This window comes from Cupriavidus sp. C3SS-1 (genome assembly GCF_057073755.1).
On the sequence record NZ_CP172700.1, the window covers coordinates 228,592 to 253,756 of the forward strand.

Annotated in this window: 21 protein-coding genes; 14 read left to right on the forward strand and 7 right to left on the reverse strand. The window is 66.5% G+C overall.

Annotated elements, in window-relative coordinates; genetic code table 11:
• Positions 1–139 precede the first annotated feature (139 nt).
• Positions 140–1,198: a beta-keto acid cleavage family enzyme gene (locus tag ACIGJC_RS17065; protein WP_483713200.1), complete on the reverse strand. Its 1,059-nt coding sequence runs from the start codon at positions 1,196–1,198 to the stop codon at positions 140–142.
• Between the two features lie 391 nt (positions 1,199–1,589).
• Here ACIGJC_RS17065 and ACIGJC_RS17070 point away from each other — a divergent pair, with 391 nt between their 5' ends.
• Genes ACIGJC_RS17070 through ACIGJC_RS17085 form a run of 4 tightly spaced genes read left to right on the forward strand, consistent with a single transcriptional unit; the run spans position 1,590 to position 5,445 of the window.
• Complete coding sequence (locus ACIGJC_RS17070) at positions 1,590–2,582, forward strand: Bug family tripartite tricarboxylate transporter substrate binding protein (RefSeq protein ID WP_483713202.1); 993 nt, start codon at positions 1,590–1,592, stop codon at positions 2,580–2,582.
• Positions 2,583–2,627: 45 nt separating this feature from the next.
• Entirely contained in the window at positions 2,628–3,563 is a 936-nt protein-coding gene (gene kce / locus ACIGJC_RS17075) for a 3,5-dioxohexanoate:acetyl-CoA acetone transferase (RefSeq protein WP_483713204.1), read from the forward strand.
• 31 nt (positions 3,564–3,594) lie between these two features.
• Positions 3,595–4,683 carry an AraC family transcriptional regulator gene (locus ACIGJC_RS17080; RefSeq protein ID WP_483714444.1) on the forward strand — a complete coding sequence of 363 codons (1,089 nt, stop codon included), beginning with the start codon at positions 3,595–3,597 and terminating at the stop codon, positions 4,681–4,683.
• Between the two features lie 15 nt (positions 4,684–4,698).
• The gene (locus ACIGJC_RS17085) at positions 4,699–5,445 is read left to right on the forward strand and encodes an SDR family NAD(P)-dependent oxidoreductase (protein WP_483713206.1); all 747 of its coding nucleotides are present in this window, start codon (positions 4,699–4,701) and stop codon (positions 5,443–5,445) included.
• A 63-nt stretch (positions 5,446–5,508) separates the two neighbouring features.
• On the opposite strand, the gene ACIGJC_RS17090 is transcribed toward ACIGJC_RS17085, so the two are convergent.
• Genes ACIGJC_RS17090 through ACIGJC_RS17110 form a run of 5 tightly spaced genes read right to left on the reverse strand, consistent with a single transcriptional unit; the run spans position 5,509 to position 10,748 of the window.
• Positions 5,509–6,696: a c-type cytochrome gene (locus ACIGJC_RS17090; protein ID WP_483713208.1), complete on the reverse strand. Its 1,188-nt coding sequence runs from the start codon at positions 6,694–6,696 to the stop codon at positions 5,509–5,511.
• 31 nt (positions 6,697–6,727) lie between these two features.
• Positions 6,728–7,540, reverse strand: coding sequence for an ABC transporter ATP-binding protein (locus tag ACIGJC_RS17095; protein ID WP_483713209.1), 813 nt, complete (start codon positions 7,538–7,540; stop codon positions 6,728–6,730).
• Positions 7,534–8,577: an ABC transporter permease gene (locus tag ACIGJC_RS17100; protein ID WP_483713211.1), complete on the reverse strand. Its 1,044-nt coding sequence runs from the start codon at positions 8,575–8,577 to the stop codon at positions 7,534–7,536. Before ACIGJC_RS17100 ends, ACIGJC_RS17095 begins: the two co-directional genes overlap by 7 nt.
• Positions 8,578–8,581: 4 nt before the next feature.
• A complete protein-coding gene (locus tag ACIGJC_RS17105; protein WP_483713213.1) occupies positions 8,582–9,619 on the reverse strand; it encodes an ABC transporter substrate-binding protein in 1,038 nt (345 codons plus the stop codon).
• 31 nt (positions 9,620–9,650) lie between these two features.
• Positions 9,651–10,748, reverse strand: a complete 1,098-nt coding sequence (locus tag ACIGJC_RS17110) for an LLM class flavin-dependent oxidoreductase (RefSeq protein ID WP_483713214.1) — start codon at positions 10,746–10,748, stop codon at positions 9,651–9,653.
• A 259-nt stretch (positions 10,749–11,007) separates the two neighbouring features.
• Between ACIGJC_RS17110 and ACIGJC_RS17115 the strand changes: the two genes are divergently transcribed.
• The 6 genes from ACIGJC_RS17115 to ACIGJC_RS17140 all read left to right on the forward strand — a co-directional run bounded on the left by ACIGJC_RS17115 (position 11,008) and on the right by ACIGJC_RS17140 (position 20,156).
• Positions 11,008–12,216 carry an acyl-CoA dehydrogenase family protein gene (locus ACIGJC_RS17115; RefSeq protein WP_483713216.1) on the forward strand — a complete coding sequence of 403 codons (1,209 nt, stop codon included), beginning with the start codon at positions 11,008–11,010 and terminating at the stop codon, positions 12,214–12,216.
• 65 nt (positions 12,217–12,281) lie between these two features.
• Positions 12,282–12,905 carry a cysteine dioxygenase family protein gene (locus ACIGJC_RS17120; protein WP_483713218.1) on the forward strand — a complete coding sequence of 208 codons (624 nt, stop codon included), beginning with the start codon at positions 12,282–12,284 and terminating at the stop codon, positions 12,903–12,905.
• The gene (locus ACIGJC_RS17125; protein ID WP_483713219.1) at positions 12,902–14,509 is read left to right on the forward strand and encodes a rhodanese-related sulfurtransferase; all 1,608 of its coding nucleotides are present in this window, start codon (positions 12,902–12,904) and stop codon (positions 14,507–14,509) included. Before ACIGJC_RS17120 ends, ACIGJC_RS17125 begins: the two co-directional genes overlap by 4 nt.
• 191 nt (positions 14,510–14,700) lie before the next feature.
• A complete protein-coding gene (locus ACIGJC_RS17130; protein ID WP_483714445.1) occupies positions 14,701–15,585 on the forward strand; it encodes an alpha/beta fold hydrolase in 885 nt (294 codons plus the stop codon).
• A 388-nt stretch (positions 15,586–15,973) separates the two neighbouring features.
• Positions 15,974–17,536, forward strand: a complete 1,563-nt coding sequence (locus tag ACIGJC_RS17135) for an AMP-binding protein (RefSeq protein WP_483713220.1) — start codon at positions 15,974–15,976, stop codon at positions 17,534–17,536.
• A 1,246-nt stretch (positions 17,537–18,782) separates the two neighbouring features.
• Positions 18,783–20,156 carry an MFS transporter gene (locus tag ACIGJC_RS17140; RefSeq protein ID WP_483713221.1) on the forward strand — a complete coding sequence of 458 codons (1,374 nt, stop codon included), beginning with the start codon at positions 18,783–18,785 and terminating at the stop codon, positions 20,154–20,156.
• Here the strand turns inward: ACIGJC_RS17140 and ACIGJC_RS17145 are convergent.
• Entirely contained in the window at positions 20,150–21,121 is a 972-nt protein-coding gene (locus ACIGJC_RS17145) for a LysR substrate-binding domain-containing protein (protein WP_483713222.1), read from the reverse strand. The two genes, ACIGJC_RS17140 and ACIGJC_RS17145, sit on opposite strands and share 7 nt — an antisense overlap.
• 93 nt (positions 21,122–21,214) lie before the next feature.
• Here ACIGJC_RS17145 and pcaH point away from each other — a divergent pair, with 93 nt between their 5' ends.
• The 4 genes from pcaH to pcaDC all read left to right on the forward strand — a co-directional run bounded on the left by pcaH (position 21,215) and on the right by pcaDC (position 25,164).
• A complete protein-coding gene (gene pcaH, locus ACIGJC_RS17150; RefSeq protein WP_483713223.1) occupies positions 21,215–21,916 on the forward strand; it encodes a protocatechuate 3,4-dioxygenase subunit beta in 702 nt (233 codons plus the stop codon).
• Between the two features lie 4 nt (positions 21,917–21,920).
• Positions 21,921–22,490: a protocatechuate 3,4-dioxygenase subunit alpha gene (pcaG, locus tag ACIGJC_RS17155; RefSeq protein WP_483713224.1), complete on the forward strand. Its 570-nt coding sequence runs from the start codon at positions 21,921–21,923 to the stop codon at positions 22,488–22,490.
• 88 nt (positions 22,491–22,578) lie between these two features.
• Positions 22,579–23,937, forward strand: coding sequence for a 3-carboxy-cis,cis-muconate cycloisomerase (locus tag ACIGJC_RS17160; RefSeq protein WP_483714446.1), 1,359 nt, complete (start codon positions 22,579–22,581; stop codon positions 23,935–23,937).
• A 36-nt stretch (positions 23,938–23,973) separates the two neighbouring features.
• A complete protein-coding gene (gene pcaDC, locus ACIGJC_RS17165) occupies positions 23,974–25,164 on the forward strand; it encodes a bifunctional 3-oxoadipate enol-lactonase/4-carboxymuconolactone decarboxylase PcaDC (protein WP_483713226.1) in 1,191 nt (396 codons plus the stop codon).
• The last annotated feature ends 1 nt before the right edge of the window (position 25,165 follow it).

A 25,165-nucleotide genomic window follows, 5' to 3' on the forward strand; every position in this document is an offset into this window, starting at 1 on the left:
GCGGGGAGAAGCCGCCGAGTCTTTGCCGCCGCACACGCCTGGTGGAAACGTGTGCTCCCCCGGCTACGAATGAACCCTGCGCTGGCACACCAGCGCAAGGACCCCTGTGTGACCGGACCGTGGCGTCAGCGCGGTCCCGTCACTGCGTCTTGCGCAGGAAGCCCTGCGTGCCGCCGTTGCGGTTGGGCGCGAAGCCGTTGGCCTGCAGCGACTCCTCCACGGTGTCGTAGAACACGCCGATCTTGCTGATCTCGCGCGCTTCCTTCGCCGTCGCGATCTCGCGGCCGAACTCGTGCGAGATGCGCACCAGCTGCTCGATCTGCTTTACCGTGCTCTGCTTCGCCGTGCGCTTCTGGTTCCAGATGCCGTCCTCGATGCCGCAACGCACATGCAGCCCCATGGCGATGCCCATCATGTTGACCGGCAGCACATTGCGCACATTGCTCTCCACCGTCACCACCGCGCCGTCGGGCACGCCGCGCATGAAGTTGCCCAGGCTGTAGATGTTCGGCGTGTCCATGCCGCCGCCGATGGCCACCCAGTTCATCACCAGCGGGCCCTTGTAGAAGCCGCGGCGCATCAGGCGTTCCACCGACTCGAAGCTGTTGGTGTTGTAGCACTGGAAGGCGCTCTGGATGCCCTTGGCCGTCAGGCGGCGCACGTGTTCCTCGACCCAGCCCGGTTGCGCGGGCACCGTCATTTCCTTGTAGGCCGCGAAGATGGCCGGGTTCTCGCGCGAGGTGCCGCGGAAATCGGCGTCTTCCGCGTGGTCGGTCACGTTCATCTGCGACGTGTTGACCGTCACCGTGACCTGGTCGGGCGTAGGTTCAAGATCGGCCAGCATGTGGCGCGTGTCGTCCGACAGCCATTTGGCGGCCTGGCCCTCGTCCTCGGGCGCGAACGAGATCGAACCGCCCACCTGGATGATCATCTCGGGCACCGCTTTGCGCACGCCGGCGATCAGTTCATTGAACATCGACAGCCGCTTGCTGCCCTTGCCGTCCAGCTCGCGCACATGCAGGTGCAGCACCGTGGCGCCGGCGTTGTAGCAATCCACGGCCTTCTGGATCTGCTCCGCCATGGTCACGGGGATGTCTTCGGGGAAGTCCGAGGGCAGCCAGCCCGGCGCGTACGGGGCGGCGGTGATGATCAGCGGTTGCTGGTTTTCAGGGAACAGGTGGCCGTCGAGAAAGTTCATGGTGTGTCTCCAGGGGATGCTGTATTCGGTTCAGGAGACAGCCGTGTCGGGCGGGTGTTCTGGTCTCCGTGTTTCCGGCTTGGATCCGGTTCAACGAGTATCTTTCTCGCCCGCCGCGCACGCTTGTTTATCCGGGACATCCGTTTGTCGAGTTGGGACAGGTCTGGGGCAGGTGTCGCGGATCTGCGCAACCGGCGCGGCATTGGAGTCGCCCCATGTGGCATCGGCACGGTTGGAGCGCCTGCTGTCACGATCTGCACATTTCTGTCGCGCGATGCAAAGCGGCCGGCCGCACGCGCCCACAGAATGCTCCTGACGGCCATATCAAAGCCGGGCCAAGGCATCCAGGGATGGCATGGACCCGGACCAAGAGACCCCCTAAGGAACCGCGATGAAGTCCTTCCCGAAGTTTGCACGCCAGGCGCTGGCGCCGATGATTGCCTCGATTGCCCTGGCGCCAGTGGCGCAAACCGCGAATGCGGCCGAATGGCCAGCCAAGCCCGTGCGGATCATCGTGGGGGCGCCGCCGGGCGGAACCGCCGATATCCTGGCGCGCTTGTTTGCGCATGAATTGCAGCGCCCGCTCGGACAGCCGGTGATCGTCGACAACAAGGCCGGCGCGGCGGGAACCATCGGCGTGCATGGCATGCTCTCGGCACCGCGGGACGGCTATACCTTCCTGCTGATCCAGAAGGGTATCGTCGCGGAAGTACCCCACGTCATGAAGGTCACTTTCGATCCGTTCAAGGACCTCGTGCCCGTGACGCAGCTGACCCGGCAGGGGCTTGTGCTGGTCGGCAAGCCCGGCCTGCCCGCGAAGAACCTTGCGGAGCTGATTACCTACATCAAGGCGAACCCGGGCAAGATCGATTACGCGAACTTCGGTGCCGGCATGCGCGGCCAGACCATCGGCGTGCAGTTCAACCGGCTGGCCGGCCTGAACACGGGCACCGTGAGCTACAAGGGGTCGCCCCCCGCGCTGCAGGACGTGATGGGCGGGCATGTCCCGCTCATGTTCGACGGCCCGGCCACTTCTCTGCCGTTCATCAAGTCGGGGCAACTGAAGGCATTCGCCATTGCCTACCCGAAGCGGATCCCGGCACTCCCGGACGTTCCCACGTTTGCCGAGCTCGGTTTCCCGGACCTGAAGGAAGTGAGCTGGATGGGCCTGTGGTCCGCGCCGGGCGTGCCGCCCGACGTGATTGCCAGGATGCGCGAAGCGACGCTCAAGGTCATGCAATCGCGCGATGTCCAGAAGAAGATCGAAGACCTCGGCATGGAGATCGGCTCGGCGGCGACCAGCGAAGAGCTTTCCAGGGACGCGCGTGAATCGTACGAACGCCAGGGCAAGCTGCTGCGCTCGATCAACTTCACCCCGGATTGACGGTTCATTTCAGCGTCTGCAAGAAAACGAACGGAGACACCTTCCATGGCAGCCCCCCAAAGCAAGGTCATCGTGACCTGCGCCGTGACCGGCGGCATCCACACGCCGACCATGTCGCCTTATCTGCCGATTACGCCGGCCGAGATCGCCAGTGAAGCCATCGCGGCGGCCGAAGCCGGTGCTTCGATTGTCCACCTGCACGCACGCAAGCCCGACAACGGCCAGCCGTCGCAGGACCCGGCGCTGTTCCGCGAGTTCCTGCCAGTCATCGCCGAGCGCTCGGATGTCGTGATCAACCTGACCACGGGCGGCGCGCCGAACATGCTCGTGGAGGAGCGCCTGCAGCCTGCCTTGCAGCTCAAGCCGGAAGTGGCGTCGCTGAACATGGGCTCGATGAACTTTGGCCTCTACCCGATGCTCGAGCGGCACAAGGAATTCAAGCATGACTGGGAGCGTCCCTACCTGGAGGGCTCCGAGGACCGCGTGTTCCGCAATACCTTCAAGGAGATCCGCTACATCCTTGAATCGTGCGCGGACAACGGCACGCGCTTCGAGATCGAATGCTACGACACCAGCCATCTCTACACGGCGGCGCATTTCGTGGACCGGGGCATTCTCAAGGCGCCGTTCTTCATCCAGTCGGTGTTCGGCCTGCTGGGCGGCATCGGCTCGCATCCCGAAGACGTGATGCACATGCGCAGGACGGCGGAGCGGCTGTTCGGCAAGGACTACTACTGGTCCGTGCTCGGCGCGGGCCGCAGCCAGTTCCCGCTGGCCACCATGGGCGCGTCGATGGGCGGCAACGTTCGCGTCGGGCTGGAAGACTCGCTGTGGGACGGCCCGGGCCAACTCGCGAAGAGCAACGCCGGGCAGGTGCAGCGCATGGTGTCGATCCTGAAGTCGCTGAACCTGGAAGTCGCCACCCCGGCCGAAACACGGGACATGCTGCAGCTGAAGGGCAAGCATGCCGTCGGGTTCTGACGCAGGCGACCCGTCGCACAGCGGGAATGCCATGCAGTCCGTCGGCAAGCTGATCCGCAGTGCGAGCCTGAACGGCTATATCGCGCTGGTGACGTCGCTGGGACGCGACCCGCACGCGTATCTGCGCGCGGTCGGGTTGTCGGCCGCGCTGCTGGAGAACCCCGAGCAACTGATTCCCAGCCATGCCGTGCGCGAACTGCTCGAACTGACCGCGCAGGCTACCGGCATGGAAGACTTTGCGCTGCAGCTGGCCGGACAGCGGACGTTCTCGAACCTGGGGCCCATCAGCCTGGTCCTCAAGGAAGAGCCGACGCCGCGGCAGGCGCTCGATACCTTGTGCCGCTACCTGAAGCTGCTCAGCGCCACGCTGGTCACGCACATCGAGGACAACGGGCACGCCGTCGTCGTTCGCGAAGACCTGCTGCCGAGCCCAGGCTTGTCCACGCGCCAGGCGATGGAGCTTGCCGTGGGCGTGAAGTTTCGCATTCTGCGCGAACTGATCGGTCCGCGCTGGCAGCCGGTCGAAGTTTGCTTCACGCACCGGGCGCCGGCCGATGCGACCGCGCACCGCACCTTCTTTGGTTGCCTGCCGAAGTTCAACCAGTCCTTCAACGGCATGGTCTGCATGGCGGCCGACCTGCAGATACCGCGCACGCCGGGCGACCCCGGCGCCGCGCGCTTTGCGCGGGACTATCTGGAAGCGGCGCTGCGGCGTCGCGATGAGGGTGTGCGCGAATCGTGCCGCGCGCTGATGCTGGTGCTGCTGCCCGCCGGCCGCTGCACGGCCGAGCAGCTCGCCCATCGTCTGCGCGTCGACCGCCGCACGCTGCATCGCTATCTCAGCGCCGAAGGGCTGACGTTCTCGACCCTGCTCGAGCAGGTGCGCCTGGAACTGGTGGTACGCCACCTGCAGGAAAGCGACCAGCCGATCGGCGAAGTGGCCGGCTTGCTGGGCTTCTCGACGCTAAGCAGTTTCAGCCACTGGTTTCGCGCTGCCTTTGGCTGCAGCGCGACCGACTGGCGCAGGCAGCACGCGCCTGCCATCGGGCCAGTTTCCGCCGGACCCGTGCCGGTACACGCAGTGACCGCGATGCCTGCGGACTATTCCACATTGGATTGATCCTTGGAGAGAGACATGAAAAATGCCGTCGTGCTGGTGACCGGTGCCACGTCCGGAATCGGCTATGCCGCAGCACTTGCATTCGGCCGCGAGGGGGCGCGACTGGTCTGTTCCGGCCGCAACGAGGCTGCTGGCGCCCGGCTGGTTGCCGAATTGCGCGAACTGGGCGCGGAGGCCGAGTTCGTGCGTGCCGAGGTCAGCAGCGAAGACCAGGTCCGCCATCTTGTCGACCAAACGGTGGCCCGTTTCGGGCGGCTCGATGTGGCGGTGAACAGCGCGGGTACGGAGGGGACGCCAGGATCGATCGTCCACCAGACCGTTGAATCCTATTCCGCGACGTTCGATGCGAACGTGCTGGGAACGTTCCTGAGCATGAAGCACGAACTGCGCGTCATGCTCGCGCAGGAACATGGCGTCATCGTCAATCTCTCGTCCACGATGGGAAGCCGCGGCAATCCGCAGAATCCGATCTATGTAGCGAGTAAGCACGCGATCGAAGGCCTCACCAAGTCGGCAGCGCTTGACGCGGCGCGAGCCAATGTTCGCGTGAATGCCGTCGCACCGGGGCCGATCGACACCGGCATGCTGGATCGCATTGCAGGCGGCGCAGCGAAGGTCGCGGCAGTCGCGGCGGGCATTCCGGCGGGACGTATTGGCACGCCCGAGGAAGTGGCTGACGCGATCGTGTTTTTGGCATCGGACCGCTCCCGCTACATCTCGGGACAGATCCTGGCGGTGAATGGCGGGAAGACGGCTATGTAGAAAAAAGGGGCTCTGGGAGGATGATTGGGGTTGTCGTTCTCTGGCAGGACGCACCCCTCGTCCTCAATGAACAAATCCGCCCTTTACGAACCTGACTGGTTCCTCATCCATTCGCAGTACCAACCCCGTGAGACCGTTGGCGGCCGGCGCGCCACGGGGTGCCTCGATGGAGCGCCCGGTCCGGCAAACCATATCCGCATCCGACCACCCTCTTACCCCCGGCGCACCACGCGCCCGCAGCCACCCATCGCGGTCGGCCAGCAACTCCGTCCCACCCAGCCCATCGACCGGCACGCCGGCAATCCGCGCAAACACCTCCCACGCATGCGCAGATGCCGCGACGCAGTTGGCCCGAAAGCGCGGGACGCCGGCAGGCAAGGTGCCATCGCGCGTCAGCAGCAAGGTCTGGAACCGTGGATCCAGCATCGGCAGCGAACCGATATCTCCATCAAACGCGACCACACGCACGCGCTGCCTAACAGACCACTGCGCAAGCGAACGTGGCGACAAGTCATCACCGCATCGCACGGGCGTATCCGGCAATCGCAGGGCGATCGGCCAACTGCCGTTGGCGACGACGCCGCTGCCTGCGGCCAGCGCCTTCATGTAGTCCAGTACCGCCCATGTGTCTGCATCGTTCAGCGCATGGCCAAACGCGGGCATGGTGACCTCGCCCTGCGCATTGCGCATGCCATCCACGACATGCCAGAACAACTCGCCATCCGCACGTCGCGCGAGCAGCGGGCTGACCAGCGTAGGCGGCCAGCGCTGCAGTGAAGCCGCCAGCGGTCCTTCCCCGCGGCCATCCTCGCCATGGCAGGACGCGCAGTGCTGCGCATAAACCTTCGCACCGCGTGCGACGGCATCGACGGAGAACCCTGTGGGGCTGGCGTGGAAACTTGTCGGCACCGCAGCCCTGAACAGCAGCGACGGCGATGGCCAGGGCGCAAGGACGAGCGCCAGGCCGGCGATAGCAAGCAAGACACCGCGGCAACGGCGCCACGCCATGGCCATGGCGACCAACACCAGTGCCACGACCACCGCACCGACCGACCAGGCGAGATGCCGTGCCAGGCCAAGGTCGATCAGCAGCGTTTCCCCGGCAATGCGCCGCGCCCACGGCCAGGCGGGCTGGCCGTGGGCATCACCGGTCAGGCCGAGCGCATGCCAGAGTCGCAGCAGCGCAAGCTGGGCATCCTGGAACAGGACAAGCAGGGTATTGAGCCACGCCTGCACAGGCAGGCCGTTCATGGGCGCATCGCCCCATCAACCCGGGACATTCTCACCAGCTCGCTTCCAGTCCAAGGTGGCGCAACGCTTCGTGACGCAGCTCTGTCAGGCGCGGATCCCCGCGATGCCGCGGATAGGGCAGGTCCACGGTCAGTTCGGCGCGGATCTTCGCTGGCCGGTCACTGAAGATGATCACCCGCTGCGCCAGGAACAAGGCCTCCTCCACGTCGTGCGTGACTAGCAGCGCCGAAAAGCCCGAGCGTTGCCACAGCTCGACGAGATCGCTCTGCATGGCCAGGCGCGTGAGCGAGTCGAGCTTGCCAAGCGGTTCGTCCAGCACGAGCAGACGCGGGTCGTTGACCAGCGCGCGCGCCAGCGCCACGCGCTGCGCCATGCCGCCCGAAAGCTGGTGCGGAAAAGCGCGCTCGAACGATTCCAGGCCCACGCGCTTGAGCGCCGCATCGACGCGATGCCGCTCCTGCCGGACGATGCCGCGCGCCTGCAGCCCCAGTGCGACGTTGTCCCACACGCGCCGCCACGGGTACAGGGTCGGATCCTGGAACACGACGATGCGCGACGGGTCGGGCTCGGTGATCGGCGCGCCGTCCTGGAGCAGTTCGCCGGAGACCGGCGTGTCCAGTCCGGCGACCAGGCGCAGCAGCGTGGACTTGCCGCAACCGCTGGGGCCAAGCAGCGCGACGAACTCCCCGGGGGCGACAGTCAGGTCGACGCCATCCAGCACTTGCAGGCGGCTGTCGCCGCTGCCGAACCAGTGGCTGACCTGGCGGATATCGATGTGTGCGCCAGCGGCTGAAGCTTGGGAGTGCCCCCTTGCGGAGGGAGGACGTTCCGCGATGGCTACCATTTGACGGTTCCTTTCTGCCACGACAGCGCGCGATCGCGCACGGTGAACAGCAGCGTGATGACGCCGGAGAAGAGTAGCGCCATCACGATCAGCGCCGCATACATGTTGACGTACGAGGCCCAGCCCTGTGCCCAGGTCAGGTACCAGCCGAGGCCCGATTTCACGCCCATCATCTCGGCGGTCACGAGCACGGAGAACGAAGCCCCCAGGCCCATGAACAGGCCGACGAACACCTGCGGCAACGCCGCCGGAATCGCCACGCGCAGCACCAGGAACCAGCCCGACGCCCCCATCGTGCGCGCGACGTCATAGTAGCTCTTGTTGACGCTGGCCACGCCCGACCAGGTCAGCACAGCGACCGGAAAAGCCGTGGCCAGGGCGATCAGGAACACCGCGGCGGAATAGCTCGACGGGAAGAAGTAGAACGTCAGCGGCAGCAGGGCGGTGGAGGGCAGCGGGCCCAGCACGCGCAGCACCGGATGTACCCAGTAGCCGATGCGCCGCGACCAGCCGATCGACACGCCGACCAGGAATCCGGCGATGCCGCCATAGGCCACGCCGAGACCGAGCAGCCTGAGCGTGTTGAACGCGCTGTCGCCAAGCCGGGGCCAGTCATCGGCAAAGACTTCGATCAGCGCCTGCGGCGGCGCGAAAAACGGCGTCGGCAGGGTCGCGGTCTTCGCCGTCAGGATCTCCCACGCGGACAGCACCAGGGCCAGTGCGACCAGCCACGGTCCGCCAGCGTGCAGTTTGCCCAACGTGCCGCGTGGCAGCGGTGCGCGCGTGCCGGCGAGCGCGAACGCGGCCAGCACGGTTGCCGCCGCGATGCCGGCGATGCCCAGTTCCTCGGTATAGGCCCAGTCGGAGAAGCCCGCCACCTTGTTGGGCCAGCGCCATGTGATGGCGCCGAACGCCGCCCACGCAGCGGCTGCGGCGACGCCTGCCGGCCAGGGGCGCCAGGCATCCGGTGCCGGTGTCGCGTGGGTGCCGGCGCCGCGCGCCAGTGCCGGATCGAGTGCGGATTGGCTTGTGGTCATCGCATTACCCCAGGACATTGGCGTAGACATGCTGCGCCAGGCGTCTGGCATCGGTGTTCTTCTTGAGTACGCCGATGCGGCGGAAATCGTCGGCGTAGAAGGCGATCTCTTCCTGCAGGTCCACGCCAGTCGGATGGTGCGTATAGGTCAGCGTGGCGTAGAGCTTGCGCAGGTCATCAAGGTTGATCTTCGGCGAATACTTCGCAAAGACCCTGGCGGCCTCGTTCGGGTTCTCGTTGACGAACTCGGTTGCCTGCACCATCGCGCGCGCCAGCGACGCCGCCGCGGGGCGATCATTGCGCACCAGCTCGCCGCGCGCGCCGACCACGCAGCAGACCTTGCGCGCGTACTCGCCGGTCAGGTTGGTGGCCAGCTCGACGTAGGCGCCGTTGGTGCGCTTCTCCAGCAGGTAGAGGTTGGGATCGCCGTCGGCAATGGCCTGGATCTCGCCCTTGTCCACCGCCACGCCGAGCAGGTCGGCCGGGTACTGGCGCCAGGTGATGTCCTTGTCCGGGTCAATGCCGTGCTTGGCCAGCAGGATGGTGAAGAAGTGCTTGCCCGGCGCGGCCAGGTCGCTCACGCCGACGGTCTTGCCCTTGAGTTGCTGCAGGCTGTTCACGCCCGCCGCCTTCGATCCGACCAGCCGCACGCAGCCGCCGTGCGAACTGCCGATGATCTTGACGTCGAAGCCGGCTTCCAGCGGCTTGAGCCAGCGATGGATCATGCCGATCGCGGCATCGGCCTTGCCTGTCGCAATCGATTCGAGCAGCTGGTCGGTGGAGCCGCTGTAGTTCACCAGCTCCACCTGCAGCCCGTTCTTCTCGAAGAAGCCGCGCTCCTGCGCCACCACGACCGGCGTCAGGCAGAACGAGTTCTGGTTCCAGGCAAAGGTCAGCTTGCGCGGCGCGGACCAGGCCTGACGGCCAAGGATCAATGCCGGCGCGGCGATAGCGGCGGCGCCTGCTGCGCGCAGCACGCTACGCCGGCGCGCGTTGTGATCGGTCGCGCTGGCAAGCGCGTCGGCCGGTTCAGTATGGCTCATGGGTTCTCCCCGTTCCTGTTGAGATCGGATGTCAGGCGGCCTTGCGCGTCGCCTGTTGTGCCGCATCGCGCTGCGCAACCAGTTCGCGCACACGCGGAATCAGTTCGCGACCGTAGTCGGCCACGTCTTCGAGCGGATCGAAGCCGCGCAGCAGGAAGGTGGTCACGCCCAGGTCGTAGTACTGCAGCAGTGCATCGGCCACCTGTCCCGGCGTACCGACAAGGCCCGTGGAGTTGGAGCGGCCGCCGGTCTCGCGCGCAATCGCGGTCCACAGGCGCTGGTCGACACGGTCGCCCTGTCCGGCTGCGGCGAGCAGGCGGCGCGCGCCTTCGCTCTGCTGCGGGCCGCCGCGGCTGTAGCCCTGCTGCACGCGCAACGCGCGGGTGCGTTCCAGGATGCTGTCGGCGCGGGCCCATGCCTTCTCCTCGGTCTCGGCAAGCACCGGGCGGAACGACACCGAGAAGCGCACCTCGCGGCCATGCTGCGCGGCCTCGGCGCGCACGCGCTGGGTCAGATCGCGCACCTGGTCGAGCGATTCACCCCACAGCGCGTACACGTCGGCGTGCTTGCCCGCGACCTGCAGCGCGGCTTCGGACGCACCGCCGAAGTAGATCGGCACATGCGGCTTCTGCGCCGGCTTGACTTCGGAGAAACCATTGCTGAAGCGGTAGTACTTGCCTTCGTGGTCGAACGGCTTGTCCTCGGTCCAGATGCGTCGCAGGATGTCCAGGTACTCGTCGGTGCGCGCGTAGCGGTCGTCGTGGTTCAGGTAATCGCCATCGCGCTTCTGCTCGTCGTCGGAGCCGCCCGAGATGAAATGCACGCCGAGCCGGCCGCCGCTGAACTGGTCGAGCGTGGCGATCTGGCGCGCAGCCAGCGTCGGCGCGGTGAAGCCGGGGCGGTGGGCCAGCATGAAGTGGATGCGCTCGGTCACCGTGGCCGCATAGGAGATCGTCAGCGTGGCGGAAGGACCGGTGGAGTGGTGCGGCACCAGGATGCGGTCGAAGCCGGCCTGCTCGTGGGCCTGCGCAAAGGCGCGGACGTAGTCGCGATCGATCACCGGTCCCGTGGGGCGGTGGATCTCCGACTGTTTCTGGCTCTGGATCATGCCGATGATATCGACGCTCATGCGTGGTTCTCCTGACTGGAAGGGCGCAACGGTGCGCTTGCGCGGAAGACGCAAGGCGAGATGCGGAAGAGGAAGCGGGAAACGAGAAATGGCAAAGGAACTGAGCCACAAGGTACGCCCGATCCCCGCGAGACCGAACGAATAAAAACGACGGACCATATGCAGGATGCGTCGTTCTCGCCGCCGCCAGGCGCCGGTACGCTATGCGGCATTCGCCAGCGGCGTGCGTTCGCGCGCCGCGCCTTGCCAGGAATCCACCATGTCCCTGTCTTCCCTGCGCCGGCTGCCGAGCCGCGAACCGCTACTCGCCGATGTGCTCGCCCAGCTGACGCCGCGCCTTGCGGCCACCGCAGCGCAGCACGATGCCGATGCGAGCTTCCCGCACGAGAACTTCGCGCTGCTGCACCAGTACGGCCTGATCGCACAGGTCGTGCCGCTCAGTCACGGTGGCGGCGGTGCCGGCCTGGCCGAAGCGCGCCGCATCATCGCTGCGGTCGCCGGCGGCGATCCCGCGACGGCGCTTGTGCTGACCATGACTTACCTGCAGCACCGCGCCATCGGCCGCGCAGAGGCGCACTGGTCCGAGCCGCTGCGCAAGCAGGTGTTTGCGAGTGCCGTCGAGGACGGTGCACTGATCAATTCGCTGCGCGTGGAGCCGGACCTGGGTTCGCCCGCACGCGGCGGCTTGCCCGCGACGGTCGCCACGCGCGTGGCCAATGGCTGGCGACTGAGCGGACGCAAGCTCTACAGCACCGGCATTCCCGCCTTGCGCTGGCTCTCGGTCTGGGCTCGCACCGACGAGCCGCGGCCGCGCGTGGGCGTGTTCGTGGTGCCGCGGCCCGTGGCCGGCGCTGCGGGTATCCGTGTCGTGGAAAACTGGAACCACATGGGCTTGCGCGCGTCGGGCAGCCACGAGACCGTACTCGATAATGTCTGGATTCCGCCGGAGAACGCCGTCGATATCCGTGAGCCATCCGCGTGGGCGCCTGCGGGTGCCAGCCAGGCCGACGTGGACGCCAACGCCGACCAGCAAGCCTGGATGGTGGTGCTGCTCGGCAGCCTCTATGACGCCGTGGCGCGCGCGGGCTTCGACTGGGTTCGCGGCTTTGTGCGGGAGCGCGCACCCGGCAGCCTTGGCGCACCGTTGGCGACGCTGCCACGCGTGCAGGAGGCAATCGGCGAGATCGCGGCGCTGCTGCACGCCAACCAGGCGCTGCTCGACGATGCCGCCGCGCGCACCGACGCCGGCACGCCGCCGACACCGACCGACAGCGGGCTGATAAAGTTCACGGTCACGAGCCAGGCGATCCGCGCGGTGGAACTGGCGCTGCAGCTTTCAGGCAACCACGGCCTGAGCCGCAACAACCCGCTGGAACGCCATTACCGCGACGTGCTGTGCAGCCGCATCCATACGCCGCAGAACGACTCGATCCTGGTGGCGGCGGGGCGCGTGGCGCTGATGCAATGAAAAGCAAAATGGTAAAGGAGCCCGTCAGGCAACCTTGAAGGCGTTCTCAGATACAGGAGACAGTTGTGAGCGAATCCCCCACCGCCAGCCGCGCTTCGCTCGCGCCGCTGCGCGAGTTCATCACCGGCCTGGCGGCACTGCTGGACCAGCAGCCCGACGAGCCGCGCATCCTGCGTGAAGGCGGCGCGTTGCTGGCCGCGCTGGTCGCGCGCGACGACTGGCTGCCCGATGCCTTCGCGCAGCCGCACCCCGAGTACTACCAGCAGATGCTGCTGCACTGCGATTCGGCCGAGCGCTTTTCCATCGTCAGCTTTGTCTGGGGACCGGGCCAGCGCACGCCGATCCACGACCACACGGTGTGGGGCCTGATCGGCATGCTGCGCGGCGCCGAATATTCGCAGCCGTTCGTGATCGATGCCGCCGGGCGACCCGTGGCGCATGGCGAGCCGACGCGGCTGGAGCCGGGACAGGTGGAAGCGGTATCGCCGACAGTGGGTGATATCCATCGCGTGCACAACGCCTATGACGACCGCGTCTCGATCAGCATCCACGTGTACGGTGCCAACATCGGCGGCGTGTGTCGCAGCGTTTATCCCGAGGCCGGTGAGCGCAAGCCGTTCATCTCCGGCTACTCCAACCCCTGCCTGCCCAATCCGTGGGACCGCTCGAAGGATTCCGCCGCATCATGACCGCTTCCGCTGAACAATTTCCGCTGATCACCCCGCAGGCCGTGCGCCAGGCGCTGCTCGACCGCAAGGAAATCGCGCTGCTCGATGTGCGCGAGGAAGACCCGTTTGCCCAGTCGCATCCGCTGTGGGCCGCAAATTTCCCGCTATCGAAGCTGGAACTGGAAGCATGGCCGCGCATTCCGCGGCGCGACACGCACATCGTGGTCTATGGCGAGCACGATGGCAACGACCTCGCGCCGCGCGCCGCAAGCGTGCTGCGCAAGCTCGGCTACACGGACGTGAACCTGCTCGACGGCGGTCTCGGTGCGTGGATTGCCGCCGGCGGCGAAGTGTTCCGCGACGTCAACGTGCCGAGCAAGTCGTTCGGGGAAGTGGTCGAGGCCAGGCGCCACACGCCGTCGCTGGGCGCGCCGGAGGTCAAGGCACTGATCGACAGCGGCGCCGACGTGGTCGTGGTCGACGCACGCCGCTTCGACGAGTACCAGACCATGAGCATCCCCACGGCCACGAGCGTGCCGGGTGCCGAATTGGTGTTGCGCGTGCGCGAACTGGCGCCGAACCCGTCGACGCAAGTCATCGTCAACTGCGCGGGCCGCACGCGCAGCATCATCGGCACGCAGTCGCTGATCAATGCCGGCCTGCCGAACCCGGTGGCAGCGCTGCGCAACGGCACCATCGGCTGGACGCTTGCCGGGCAAACGCTTGACCACGGTGCCAGCCGGCGTGCGCCGCTGGACATCGGCGAGGCCAATCGCGAGAAGGCTCGCCAGGGCGCACGCGATATCGCAGCGCGCGCCGGGGTGCGGCGCGTCGCCCACGCGGCACTGGCATCGCTGGAGGCGCCGGGACGCACGCTCTACCGGTTCGATGTGAGGACACCCGAGGAATACGCCGGTGGCCACCTGCCCGGCTTTATCAACGCACCAGGCGGGCAGCTCGTGCAGGAGACCGACCACAGCGCGCCGGTACGCGGCGCGCGCATCGTGCTGGCCGACGATGACGGCGTGCGCGCGGACATGAGCGCGTCATGGCTCGCGCAGATGGGCTGGGACGTATCGGTGGTGGGGCCTGTCGACGCGGCGCTGCGCAGCGAGACCGGCGTGCCGCGCCTGCCCGCGCCCGACGCCGCGCCGGTCGAAGCCGTGTCGCCGGCAACGCTGGGCGCGTGGCTGCAAGCGCAGGATGGACAGACGGTCGTGCTGGACTTCACCAGCAGTGCCAACTATGTGAAGCGCCACATCCCCGGTGCATGGTTCGTCATTCGCGCACAGCTTGCCCTGGCGTTGACGGGCATTCCCGTGGCACGCCGCTACGTGCTGACCTGCGGCACCAGCCAGCTGGCGCGCTTCGCCGCCGAGGACCTGCGCGCGCTGACCGAGGCCGAGGTCTATGTGCTCGAAGGCGGCACGCTCGCCTGGCTGGCTGCCGGCTTGCCGGTGGAAAGCGGCGAAACCCATCTGGCCGTGCCGCGCACGGACCGCTATCGTCGTCCGTATGAGGGCACCGACAATGCGGCCGCCGCGATGCAGGCCTACCTCGACTGGGAGTACGGCCTGATCGCCCAGTTGGACCGTGACGGCACGCACTTTTTCAACGTCGCCTGAAGCGGGGCGGCGGCGCTGGGGCCGGCCCCCCGTGCCGCCGCGCTGGATCCATGGATGGGAGTCCCCATTCGTGAGCAGCAGGAACTAATGAAGGTCTTGGTCGGAAATGCTGGCGCCTAATTTCCTGATTACACTGCCTTGGCTCTCAATGGACCGCGCAGGTCCTTGAATAGGAAAGGAGGCAGGCCGTGCTGGAAGGATTCAAGGGGTTCGAACATCGCCACGTGCAATGCGGGGACGTTGGCATCCATGCCGTCGTTGGCGGGCAGGGCCCGGCGCTGCTGCTATTGCATGGCCATCCGCAGACCTATGTGATCTGGCATAAGGTCGCGGCGTCGCTGGCGCGCCATTTCACGGTGGTGGCGGCGGACCTGCGTGGCTACGGGGACAGCGACAAGCCTGCCGGTCTGCCCGACCACGTGAACTACAGCAAGCGCGCGATGGCGCGCGATCAGGTCGAACTGATGTCCGCACTCGGCTTCGAGCGTTTTCGCGTCATGGCGCATGATCGCGGCGCGCGCGTGGCGCACCGCATGGCGCTGGATCACGGCGAACGCGTCGAACGTCTTGTCACGCTCGATATTGCGCCCACGCTGGCGATGTACGAGCAGACCAGCCTCGCCTTTGCCACGGCGTACTGGCACTGGTTCTTCCTGATCCGGCCTGCGCCGTTTCCGGAAACGCTGATCGAGGCGGACCCGGCGCTCTACCTGCGCAGCACCATGGGGGCGCGCAGTGCTGGGTTGGCGCCTTTTACTGACGCTGCGATGGCCGAGTACCTGCGCTGCCTGCAAATGCCCGGTGCCGCGCATGGGCTGTGCGAGGACTATCGTGCGAGTGCGGGTATCGATCTGGAGCATGATCGTGCCGACTTGGCCGCTGGACGCGTGGTGGAGTGCGAAATGCTGGCGTTGTGGGGGGAGCAGGGCGCCGTGGGCCAATGCTTCCGCCCGCTTGAGGAATGGCGCAAGGTGGCGCGGCGCGTCAATGGACATGGCTTGCCGTGCGGGCATTACATTGCTGAGGAGGCGCCGGAGTTGCTGTTGGAGCGTGTGTTGGCGTTTTTGCAGGGATGATTTTGGGGATTTGAATCGGTTCTCGTGCTTGGCTGACGCTGCTGTTTTTCCGGCGTAGCCGGCGACTCACGTTCTTGTCCGAGCGACAAGAAGGTAAGCAAAGAAACGCGTCGCTTGCCCTAACGGGCGGATATCTCCGTGGCCCGACACTGCCAGCGCTATCGCATCATCGCCTTCGGCTGCTACGCGTCGCTCAAATCGGGTAGTCAGCGGCGTCAACGGCGCGGGCGCCGCTGCTTCCCTCCTTTCGGTTTTTACTGAGTGCGCGCAGCGCCGCCGTAAGCGTCCTACCGAAATGAGCGCCGCAGATTCGTCGCTTTAGACGAATCACCCGCCTGAACCGCTTCGCGATACTCGTCGGCACCCTTTGCTCCTGTTCCGATGCCCCATGACGCCTGCCGCCCTGACGCCATTCGAAGCCACCGATATCCGCACCCTGATCGATGAACAGGCCGTCAGGCGCGGCAATCACCCGTTCCTGGTGTGGGAGCCCTTCGATGGCGAAGGCGCGACGTGGTCCTACGCGCGGTTCGGCAACACGGTCCGGCGCTTCGCCGCCGGCTTGCAGGCGCGCGGCGTGCAACCCGGCGCGCGCGTGCTGGTGCACTTGGACAATTGCCCGGAATCGGTCATCGCCTGGCTCGGCTGCGCGTATGCCGGCGCCGTGCCCGTGACCACCAACACGCGTTCCAGCGCGGACGAGCTGGCCTTCTTCGCCAGCCACAGCGGCGCCGTGGCCGGCATCACCCAACCGCGGTTTGCGGCAATGGTTCGCCAGGCGGCCCCTGCATTGGCGTGGGTGGCGGTCACCGCGACCGACAACGGCGCGGCGCCGGAAGCCAATGTGGCCGGCTTCATGCCATTCACCACCATCGACGCCGATCCCGATACGCTGGCCCAGCGCCCGCATGATCCGATGGCGCCGTTCGGCATCCAGTACACCTCGGGCACCACGTCGCGACCCAAAGCCGTGCTGTGGAGCCATGCCAACGCGCTGTGGGGCGCGCAGCTGTGCGCGCGGCATGAAGATCTGCGCGCGGACGATGTCCATCTCGTGCACCTGCCGCTGTTCCATACGAACGCGCAAGTGTATTCGGTGGCAGCGTCGCTGTGGGTGGGCGCCACCGTGGTGCTGCTGCCGAAGTTCTCGGTATCGCGCTTCTGGCCGGTGTCGCTGCGGCATGGCTGCACCTGGACCTCGATGGTCCCGTTCTGCGTCCGCGCGCTGATGGGCCAGCCCCGGCCCGAGCGGCACAGCTACCGCCACTGGGGCAGCGGCGTGTGCGAGCCGCCCACCGACGCCCACTTCGGCGTAAAGACCATCGGCTGGTGGGGCATGACCGAAACCATCTCGCACGGCACCGTCGGCTCGCCGCATCGCGCCAATACGCCGATGTCGATGGGACGGCCGTCGCCGGGCTATGAGATTCATGTGCTCGATGAGCACGGCCAGCCGGTCGCGCCGGGCGAAACCGGAGACCTCTACGTGCGCGGCCAGCGCGGCGTATCGCTGTTCCTCGAGTACTTCAATGATGCCGCCGCCACGGCAGCGGCGTTTCGCGCCGATGGCCTGTTTATCACCGGCGACCGCGTCCGGCTCGGCGAGGACGGCGCGCTTTACTTCGCCGACCGCGCCAAGGACATGCTGAAGGTCGGTGGCGAGAACGTAGCGGCGTCGGAGATCGAGCGCGTGATCGCCCTGGTGCCCGGCGTGGCCGAAGTTGCCGTGGTGGCAAAGAAGCACCCGATGCTCGATCAAGTGCCGGTGGCCTTCGTCATTCCAGCCCGGGGAGCCGGCGCAGACCTGCCGTCGCGCATCCTGGCCGCGTGCACGGCACAGCTTGCCGACTTCAAACGGCCGCACGAGGTGAGGCTGGTGGATAGCCTGCCGCGCGCCACGCTTGAGAAAGTCGCCAAGGCGCAACTGCGAGCGATGCTGATGCAGGCGTAGCGCCGAAAGCATGGCCGTCGCAGCCGCGAGGCAGAATACAAGTGGGGGCTACTTTTTTCCACGTTGGGGGGCGCATAAGGAAATCACGATGCCCGCTGGCATCGCCAATCGAATATTGCGCGGTTGTGGCGCCTGAGTATCGCGCCTGAATACTGGCTTGCCCCCAATAAAAACCAAGCCCCCGCAGAGGGGGGCTTGGAGAGGCGCGACCTTGATCTCGGGTTGGCGAATTACGAACCATCCGTGAACATATCCCGTTTGTCCGTGACTTTGGCACCGTCGGTGAACACATCCCTCCTGTCAGTGATTGCTCTACTTCCATCCGTGAATGGGTCCCGCGACCCCATTACGCTCGAGCCATCCGTGTAAACGTCCCGAGTCCCGGTGCCGGCATACGCAGCACCCGCGCCCAACGCTGCACTTGCCGCCGCAAGCAACAAAGCTGTTTTTAGCATTCTTCCACCTCCTTGTCGGTGGTTACGGGTTCCTCCCCGGAAAAAATTACATTCACTATAGGTTTGTGCGCTGCAGCTTGAAATGGCGGTCTTATACAGTTTTTTTATATTAAATATAATCGCGTGAAATATCATTTGTAATGAATTACTTAAATGTCGTATGACATGGTGCTGTCCGGGCGGCAAAACGAGCGTTATGGGTATTTTCACCAGCGTGGCTTCAGACCGCATTGGCAGCAGGAGGGACTATGGTTTCGGGAAAACCTGTCGGAGCTGGAATCGGTGTCGGGCAGCCGAGGTGAAAAGCCTCACTGCGGGCGCTCGGGCTTGGTCCGTGCCTGCGCCAAAGCGTTGATTTAGCCTTACGCGGCTCTTTCCGGACGGCGATCACATTGATCGGTGCTTAGCGCATCCTAAGCAATACGTCACGGCATGGAAAATGACATCTCGTGTTATTTCCATGAAATTCAGGCATGTATCCAAGTCGCTTCCGGTAGCCGGCAGCGAAAGATTGCGTCATTACGCCGATCTTCTCCGCCGGCAACTGACTCTCGTGTCAATGGCGCAAGTTTACCGCCAGGATAGTCTGTCCCCTGGCGTAATTCGCCTCGTCCGATGCCGTTCCCGATGACCTGTCGCGACGGGTTAACCCGGATACTTGTCGCTGATCCCCGGCGCCTAAGATCGGTTCCAATAGAGAACCATGGTTCGCTATCAGAACAAATGGCGGGTTTGCCGATTTGCCAGATCAGCACCCCTTGCCGATTTCCAAAGTCAAACGGAGACAACCCGTGCCCCAGTCCAACCCTGCGAAGGGCGGCGTCATCGACGTCCAGGCCCTGATCGACGAGCGGCCATTCACCGGCTACCAATGGCTGATCCTGATCCTGTGCTTCCTGATCGTTGCCGTCGACGGCTTTGATACAGCGGCCATCGGCTATATCGCCCCGGCACTGGTGCAGGACTGGGGCATCCAGAAATCCGAGCTGGGCCCTGTCATGAGCGCGGCGCTGTTCGGCCTGGCCTTTGGCGCCATCTTTGCCGGCCCGCTGGCCGATCGCGTCGGCCGCAAGCGCGTGCTGGTGCTGTCCGTCTTCTTTTTCGGCGTGTGTAGCCTGGCCACGGCCTTTGCGCCAAGCCTGGGCTGGCTGACCACGCTGCGTTTCCTGACCGGCCTGGGCCTGGGCGCCGCCATGCCCAACGCGGTGACGCTGACGTCCGAGTTCGCGCCGCAGCGCCGCCGTGCCGTACTGGTGAACACCATGTTCTGCGGCTTTCCGCTCGGCTCGGCGGTGGGCGGCTTCGTCGCGGCGGCCATGATCCCGAACTATGGCTGGCACAGCGTGCTTGTGCTGGGCGGCGTGCTGCCGGTCGTGCTGGCCGTGCTGCTGGTGCTGCTGCTGCCGGAGTCGGTGCGCTACATGGTGCTGCGCAACTACCCGGCCGGACAGATCGGCAAGGTGTTGCAGCGCGTGACCGGTGCCGGCGCGGCGGCCGCAAGCTATGTCATCGGCGAGCAGGCGCCCGCGACGCGCTCGGCCATCGGCACGGTGCTGTCGCCGGGCTACCGCCTGGGCTCGGCCATGATGTGGGCCACGTACTTCATGGGCCTGGTGATCTTCTACCTGCTGACCAGCTGGATGCCCACGCTGATGAAGGACGCGGGCTTCTCGATCCAGCGCGCCTCGTTCCTGACCGCGCTGTTCCCGCTGGGCGGCGGCATCGGCACCATCGCCGCGGGCTGGTTCATGGATCGCTTCAACCCGAACAAGGTGATTGCGCTGACCTATGCCATCACCGGCGCGCTGATCTACGCCGTCGGGCAGGGCACCGGCAGCCAGGTGCTGCTGGGCGTGCTGATCTTCCTGGCGGGTACCGCGATGAACGGCGCGCAGTCGTCAATGCCGTCGCTGGCGGCGGCCTTCTACCCGACGCAGGGCCGTGCCACCGGCGTGGCATGGATGCTCGGCATCGGCCGCTTCGGCGGCATTACCGGCGCGCTGCTCGGCGCCGAACTGCTGCGCCTGCAGCTTGGCTTCGACACGATCTTCACGCTGCTGGCCGTGCCGGCCTTCCTGGCCGCCGTGGCGCTGATGGTGAAGCACTTCGGCGGCAGCCCCGCGCCGGCAGGCGAGCAGGGCGGCCGGCCCATGGCCGCTCACTGAGCCGGCTGGCCGCGCCGGGGAGCATCGGGATGCGCCGCCGCCCGGATGCAGTCGGCCAGTGCCTCGGCCATCGGCGTCAGGGTGCGGTCCTTGTGCCGCAGCAGGCCGACCGGCTCCTCGGTGCCGAGGGTATCGATCGGCAGTGCCACCAGCCCGCCCGCGTCCATGGCGCGGCGCGTGGCCGACATCGGAGCCGCCCAGACGCAATCGCTCTGTTCGGCCAGCAGGCGCCCCAGATAGGCGTCGGAAGTCTCCACGCAGCCATCCGGCAGCCGCAGGCCGTGGCGCGCCAGCAGGCTTTCGGTGTTGTGCCGCGGAATCGAGCCCGTGGCGGCAATCACCAGCGGCCACGCCAGGCAATCGAGCAATGTGGGGCGCGTGGTCCTGGCCAGCGCATGCCCGGGACGCACCGCCAGCACCAGGGAATCGGGCCCCAGCGACTCGAACCACAAGCTTTCCATCGCGACCGGATCATCCATGCGGCCGATCACCAGGTCGAGCACGTCGGCCTTGAGCTGGTCGATCAGGTTGCGGTTCATGCCGGTCCGCACGTCCAGGCCGACCTCGGGATACGTGGCGCGAAAGCGCAGCAAGGCATCGGTCAATACCGCCGGCACCACGCTCGGCAGTGCACCGAGCCGTATCCGTTCATGCGTCAGCGCGGTTTCCCCCGTGACGCTGCCGGCGGCGGCATCGATATCGGCCAGGATGCGCAGTGCATGCTGCAGGAAGCGCGTGCCCGCCGCGGTCAGTTCGGTGCCCGCGCGCTGCCGCACCAGCAGCCGCGTGCCGGCCAGTTCCTCCAGCTCGCTCAGCGTCTTGGAAACGGCCGGCTGGGTCAGGCCAAGCCGGTCCGCCGCGCGCCCGAGGTGCTGGGTTTGCGATACCGCCACGAAGCAATAGAGATGCCGCAGCCGCACGCGGTTGCGGAAGACATCCTGCGCGGCCTGCTCCTGTCGTTCCATATCGAAAATTCATCCTAATCCGGTAATAACTCAATTTACATGACTTTGTGTGTCACCTAAAGTCATTCCACCGCTAAAACACGGAGACGAAGCATGCCCCGCCTCGCCCAGTACCGTCGCCCCTATTGGGACACCCAGCCTGAATACCGTTTTGACCCTTATGCATCGACCGTGCTGCGCTCACCCACGCAGCCGTTGGTGCGGATTCCGCAGTCTCTCTCGGAAGTCACGGGTCCCACCTTCGGCGCAGAGTTCGTGCGTGCCGGCGACAACGACCTGACCATCGGCAATGGCGGCGAGCCCCTCGGCGAGCGCATTCTGGTCACTGGCCGCGTGCTGGACGAGAACGGCCGCCCGGTGCCGAACGCGCTGATCGAGGTCTGGCAAGCCAACGCTGCGGGCCGCTACACGCACAAGCGCGACCAGCACGATGCCCCGCTCGATCCGCACTTCTCCGGCGAAGGCCGCATGGTGACCGACGCCAACGGCCGCTACCAGTTCAAGACCATCAAGCCCGGTGCCTACCCATGGCGCAACCACCACAACGCCTGGCGGCCGCAGCATATCCACTTCTCCCTGTTCGGCAACGCCTACGCGACGCGGCTGGTCACGCAGATGTACTTCCCCGGCGACCCACTGCTGCCGTACGACCCGATCTACAACTGCGTTCCCGACGAGAAGGCGCGCGAACGCCTGATCGCCACCTTTGACTGGGAGACCACGCAGCCCGAGTACGCGCTGGGCTACCGTTTCGATATCGTGCTGCGTGGCCGCGATGCCACGCCGATGGAGTAAAAGCATGCTGTACGCCACCGCTTCGCAGACTGTCGGCCCTTATCTGCATATCGGCCTGACCGGCCTGAATTGCGCCGACCTCACCGCCGACGCGCCGGAACTGGCCGGCCAGCGCATCGTCATCGAAGGCCGCGTCATCGACGGCACCGGCGCGCCCGTGCCCGACGGCATGGTCGAGATCTGGCAGGCCAACCCGGCCGGCCGCTACCGCCATGCCGAAGACACGCGCGAACTGCCGCTGGTCGCGGGCTTCACCGGCTTCGGCCGCGTGCCGACCGCCGAGGATGGCTCGTTCCGCTTCGTCACCGTGAAGCCGGGCGTGGTGCCCGGCGCCGACGGCAAGCCGCAGGCGCCGCACATCATGGTGTCGGTGTTCATGCGCGGCCTGGTCAAGCACGTGGCCACACGGGTCTACTTTCCGGATGAGGCTGCCGCCAATGCTGCCGACGGCGTGCTGGCAATGGTGCCGGCCGAGCGGCGCGGCACGCTGATTGCCGCTGCGCAGGGCAATGGCGCGCTGCGTTGGGATGTGGTGCTGCAGGGGCCGGGCGAGACGGTGTTTTTCGACATCTGACGCTTCGCGCATAATCGTGCCGTCGCCAACGTCGTGACGGCACATCCACTACGCCCCCATGCCAAGCTCGTCCCGCCTTACCGATCCCATGTTCGGCAGCCCGGCCGTGCTGGAGATATTCTCCGATACCGGCACCGTGCGCGGCATGCTTGCCGTTGAAGCCGCGCTGGCCCGCGCCGAGTCGCGCTGCAATGTCATTCCCGTTTCCGCCGCGACGGTCATCTCCGAAGTCTGCACCGACGTCTCGGTCATCGACTTCGATGCACTTGCGCAAGCGGCCGTTGCCGCCGGCAACCTCGCCATTCCCTTCGTCAGGCAACTTACTGCCGCTGTCGCCGCGCGCGATGCCGAGGCCGCGCGTTTCGTCCACTGGGGCGCCACCAGCCAGGACATCATCGATACCGCACTCGTGCTTCAGCTTGGCGAAGCGATGCCGCACCTGCGGGCGGACCTGCTGGCGCTGGGCAATGGCTGCGCGGCGCTGGCCGCGTCGCATCGCGACACGCCCATGGTCGGCCGCACCTGGCTGCAGCACGCCTTGCCCGCGACGTTTGGCCTGAAGGCCGCGGGCTGGCTCGATGCGCTGCGTCGCGACCTGCGCCGTGTCGATGCCGCCCGAGTCCATGCCAGCGCGCTGCAATTTGGCGGCGCGGCCGGCACGCTCGCGAGCCTTGGCCGATCCGCGCCGGCCGTCGCCCGTGCGCTCGCCGGCGAACTGAAGCTCGAAGTGCCCTCGCTGCCATGGCACGCGCACCGTGACCGCCTGGTCGAGGTGGCTACCGCGCTCGGCTTGCTGACCGGCACGCTCGGCAAGATGGCGCGGGATATCTCGCTGCTGATGCAGACCGAGGTCGCCGAAGTGGCCGAGCCAGCCGGCCCGGGCCGTGGCGGCTCCAGCACCATGCCGCACAAGCGCAACCCGGTTGGCTGTGCCGCCGTGCTCACCGCGGCCGTGCGCGTGCCGCCGCTGGTGGCTACCATGCTGTCGGGCATGGTGCAGGAACACGAGCGCGCACTGGGAGGCTGGCAGGCCGAGTGGGATACGCTGCCGCAGATCGTCACGCTTGCAGCCGGCGCGCTGCGCCAGATGGGGGAGGTGGTGTCAGGCCTGCAGGTGGATACTGCGCGCATGCGCGCCAATCTCGACATGACGCATGGCCTGATCCTCGGCGAAGCGGCTATGCTCGAACTCGGCGGTCGAATCGGCCGGCTCGAAGCGCACCATGTGGTGGAGCAGGCGTCGCGTCTCGCGGTGGCGCAAGGCACCACGCTGCGCGAAGCACTGGCACGGACGCTCAGCGAACATCCCGCCCATGCGGGCCTGCTCGATGAGGCTACCCTCGACCGCCTCGCCGACCCGGCCAACTACGCCGGCCAGTCGGCGGCCTTTGCCGATGCCGCCGTGCAGGCCTGGCATGCGGCGCTTGCCAGGCGCCGCGCCAGTTGACCGGCACAATCTCACACAGGATTCCAGGAGATCGCATTGCCCTATCTCGACCACGCCGGCGCCCGGCTTTTCTACACGGTGGATGGCCCCGACAATGCGCCGGCCATCGTCTTCTCGAACTCGCTCGGCACGGACCACACCATGTGGCAGCCGCAGGCCGAGGCGCTGGCCGGACGCTTCCGCGTCGTGCGCTATGACACGCGCGGCCACGGACGCTCAACCGCGCCCGGCGATGCCTTCACCATGGATCAGCTTGGCGGCGATGTGCTTGCCATTCTGGATGCCCTCGGTATCGCGCAGGCTGCGTTCTGCGGTGTGTCGATGGGCGGCCTGACCGGCATGTGGCTGGGCGTGCATGCGCCCGAACGCTTTCCAAAGATCGTGCTGGCCAACACTGCCGCGAAGATCGGCAATGCCGAGGGCTGGAACACGCGCATCGACAGCGTGCTGCGCGACGGCATGGGCATCATGGTGGAGCCGTCGATCGAGCGCTGGTTCACCCCGGAGTTTGCCGCGGCCGCCAGTCGCGCACTGGACCCGCTGCGTGCCGTGCTGGCCGCACTCGATCCACGTGGCTATGCGGCCAACTGCGCCGCGGTGCGCGATGCCGATTTCCGCGAGGCCGTGCGCACGATCAGCGTGCCGGTGCTGGTGATCGCGGGCAGCCATGACCCTTCCACCACGGTGCAGGAGGGCCGCGACCTGACCGCCGCGATTCCCGATGCGCACTTCGTTGCACTGCCGGCCGCGCATATCTCCAACTTCGAACAGCCGGGCCGCTTCACCGCCGCATTGCTCGATTTCATCGTTGGCCGTCTGCCGGTCACCGACGATCACGCCCGCTACGAAGCCGGTCTTTCGGTGCGGCGCGACGTGCTGGGCAGCGTCCACGTCGACCGCTCGCTCGCGCGCCTGACGCCGGTGAACGAGGAGTTCCAGAACCTGATCACGCGCTACGCGTGGGGCGAGATCTGGACCCGCGAAGGCCTGCCGAGGCACACGCGCAGCCTGCTGACCATCGCGATGATGGTGGCGCTGAACCGCTCGGAAGAACTCAAGCTGCACCTGCGCGCCGCGGCCAATAACGGCGTGACGCGCGACGAGATTAAGGAAGTGCTGCTGCAGGCCGCGATTTACTGCGGCGTGCCGGCCGCCAACTCGGCATTCCACATGGCCGAGGAAGTCTTCGCCGCGATCGACGAGGCCAACCGCAGGCCGCAGGCCTGAG

Bases quoted from the DNA above. Each gene is read 5' to 3' on its own strand.
- ACIGJC_RS17115 (WP_483713216.1), top strand. From the start codon at position 11,008: ATGTCCCTGTCTTCCCTGCGCCGGCTGCCGAGCCGCGAACCGCTACTC.
- ACIGJC_RS17090 (WP_483713208.1), bottom strand. From the start codon at position 6,696: ATGAACGGCCTGCCTGTGCAGGCGTGGCTCAATACCCTGCTTGTCCTG.
- ACIGJC_RS17145 (WP_483713222.1), bottom strand. From the start codon at position 21,121: ATGGAACGACAGGAGCAGGCCGCGCAGGATGTCTTCCGCAACCGCGTG.
- ACIGJC_RS17105 (WP_483713213.1), bottom strand. From the start codon at position 9,619: ATGAGCCATACTGAACCGGCCGACGCGCTTGCCAGCGCGACCGATCAC.
- kce (WP_483713204.1), top strand. From the start codon at position 2,628: ATGGCAGCCCCCCAAAGCAAGGTCATCGTGACCTGCGCCGTGACCGGC.
- ACIGJC_RS17085 (WP_483713206.1), top strand. From the start codon at position 4,699: ATGAAAAATGCCGTCGTGCTGGTGACCGGTGCCACGTCCGGAATCGGC.
- ACIGJC_RS17160 (WP_483714446.1), top strand. From the start codon at position 22,579: ATGTTCGGCAGCCCGGCCGTGCTGGAGATATTCTCCGATACCGGCACC.
- pcaG (WP_483713224.1), top strand. From the start codon at position 21,921: ATGCTGTACGCCACCGCTTCGCAGACTGTCGGCCCTTATCTGCATATC.
- ACIGJC_RS17065 (WP_483713200.1), bottom strand. From the start codon at position 1,198: ATGAACTTTCTCGACGGCCACCTGTTCCCTGAAAACCAGCAACCGCTG.
- ACIGJC_RS17125 (WP_483713219.1), top strand. From the start codon at position 12,902: ATGACCGCTTCCGCTGAACAATTTCCGCTGATCACCCCGCAGGCCGTG.
- ACIGJC_RS17095 (WP_483713209.1), bottom strand. From the start codon at position 7,540: ATGGTAGCCATCGCGGAACGTCCTCCCTCCGCAAGGGGGCACTCCCAA.
- pcaH (WP_483713223.1), top strand. From the start codon at position 21,215: ATGCCCCGCCTCGCCCAGTACCGTCGCCCCTATTGGGACACCCAGCCT.
- ACIGJC_RS17135 (WP_483713220.1), top strand. From the start codon at position 15,974: ATGACGCCTGCCGCCCTGACGCCATTCGAAGCCACCGATATCCGCACC.
- ACIGJC_RS17070 (WP_483713202.1), top strand. From the start codon at position 1,590: ATGAAGTCCTTCCCGAAGTTTGCACGCCAGGCGCTGGCGCCGATGATT.
- ACIGJC_RS17100 (WP_483713211.1), bottom strand. From the start codon at position 8,577: ATGACCACAAGCCAATCCGCACTCGATCCGGCACTGGCGCGCGGCGCC.
- ACIGJC_RS17080 (WP_483714444.1), top strand. From the start codon at position 3,595: ATGCAGTCCGTCGGCAAGCTGATCCGCAGTGCGAGCCTGAACGGCTAT.
- ACIGJC_RS17110 (WP_483713214.1), bottom strand. From the start codon at position 10,748: ATGAGCGTCGATATCATCGGCATGATCCAGAGCCAGAAACAGTCGGAG.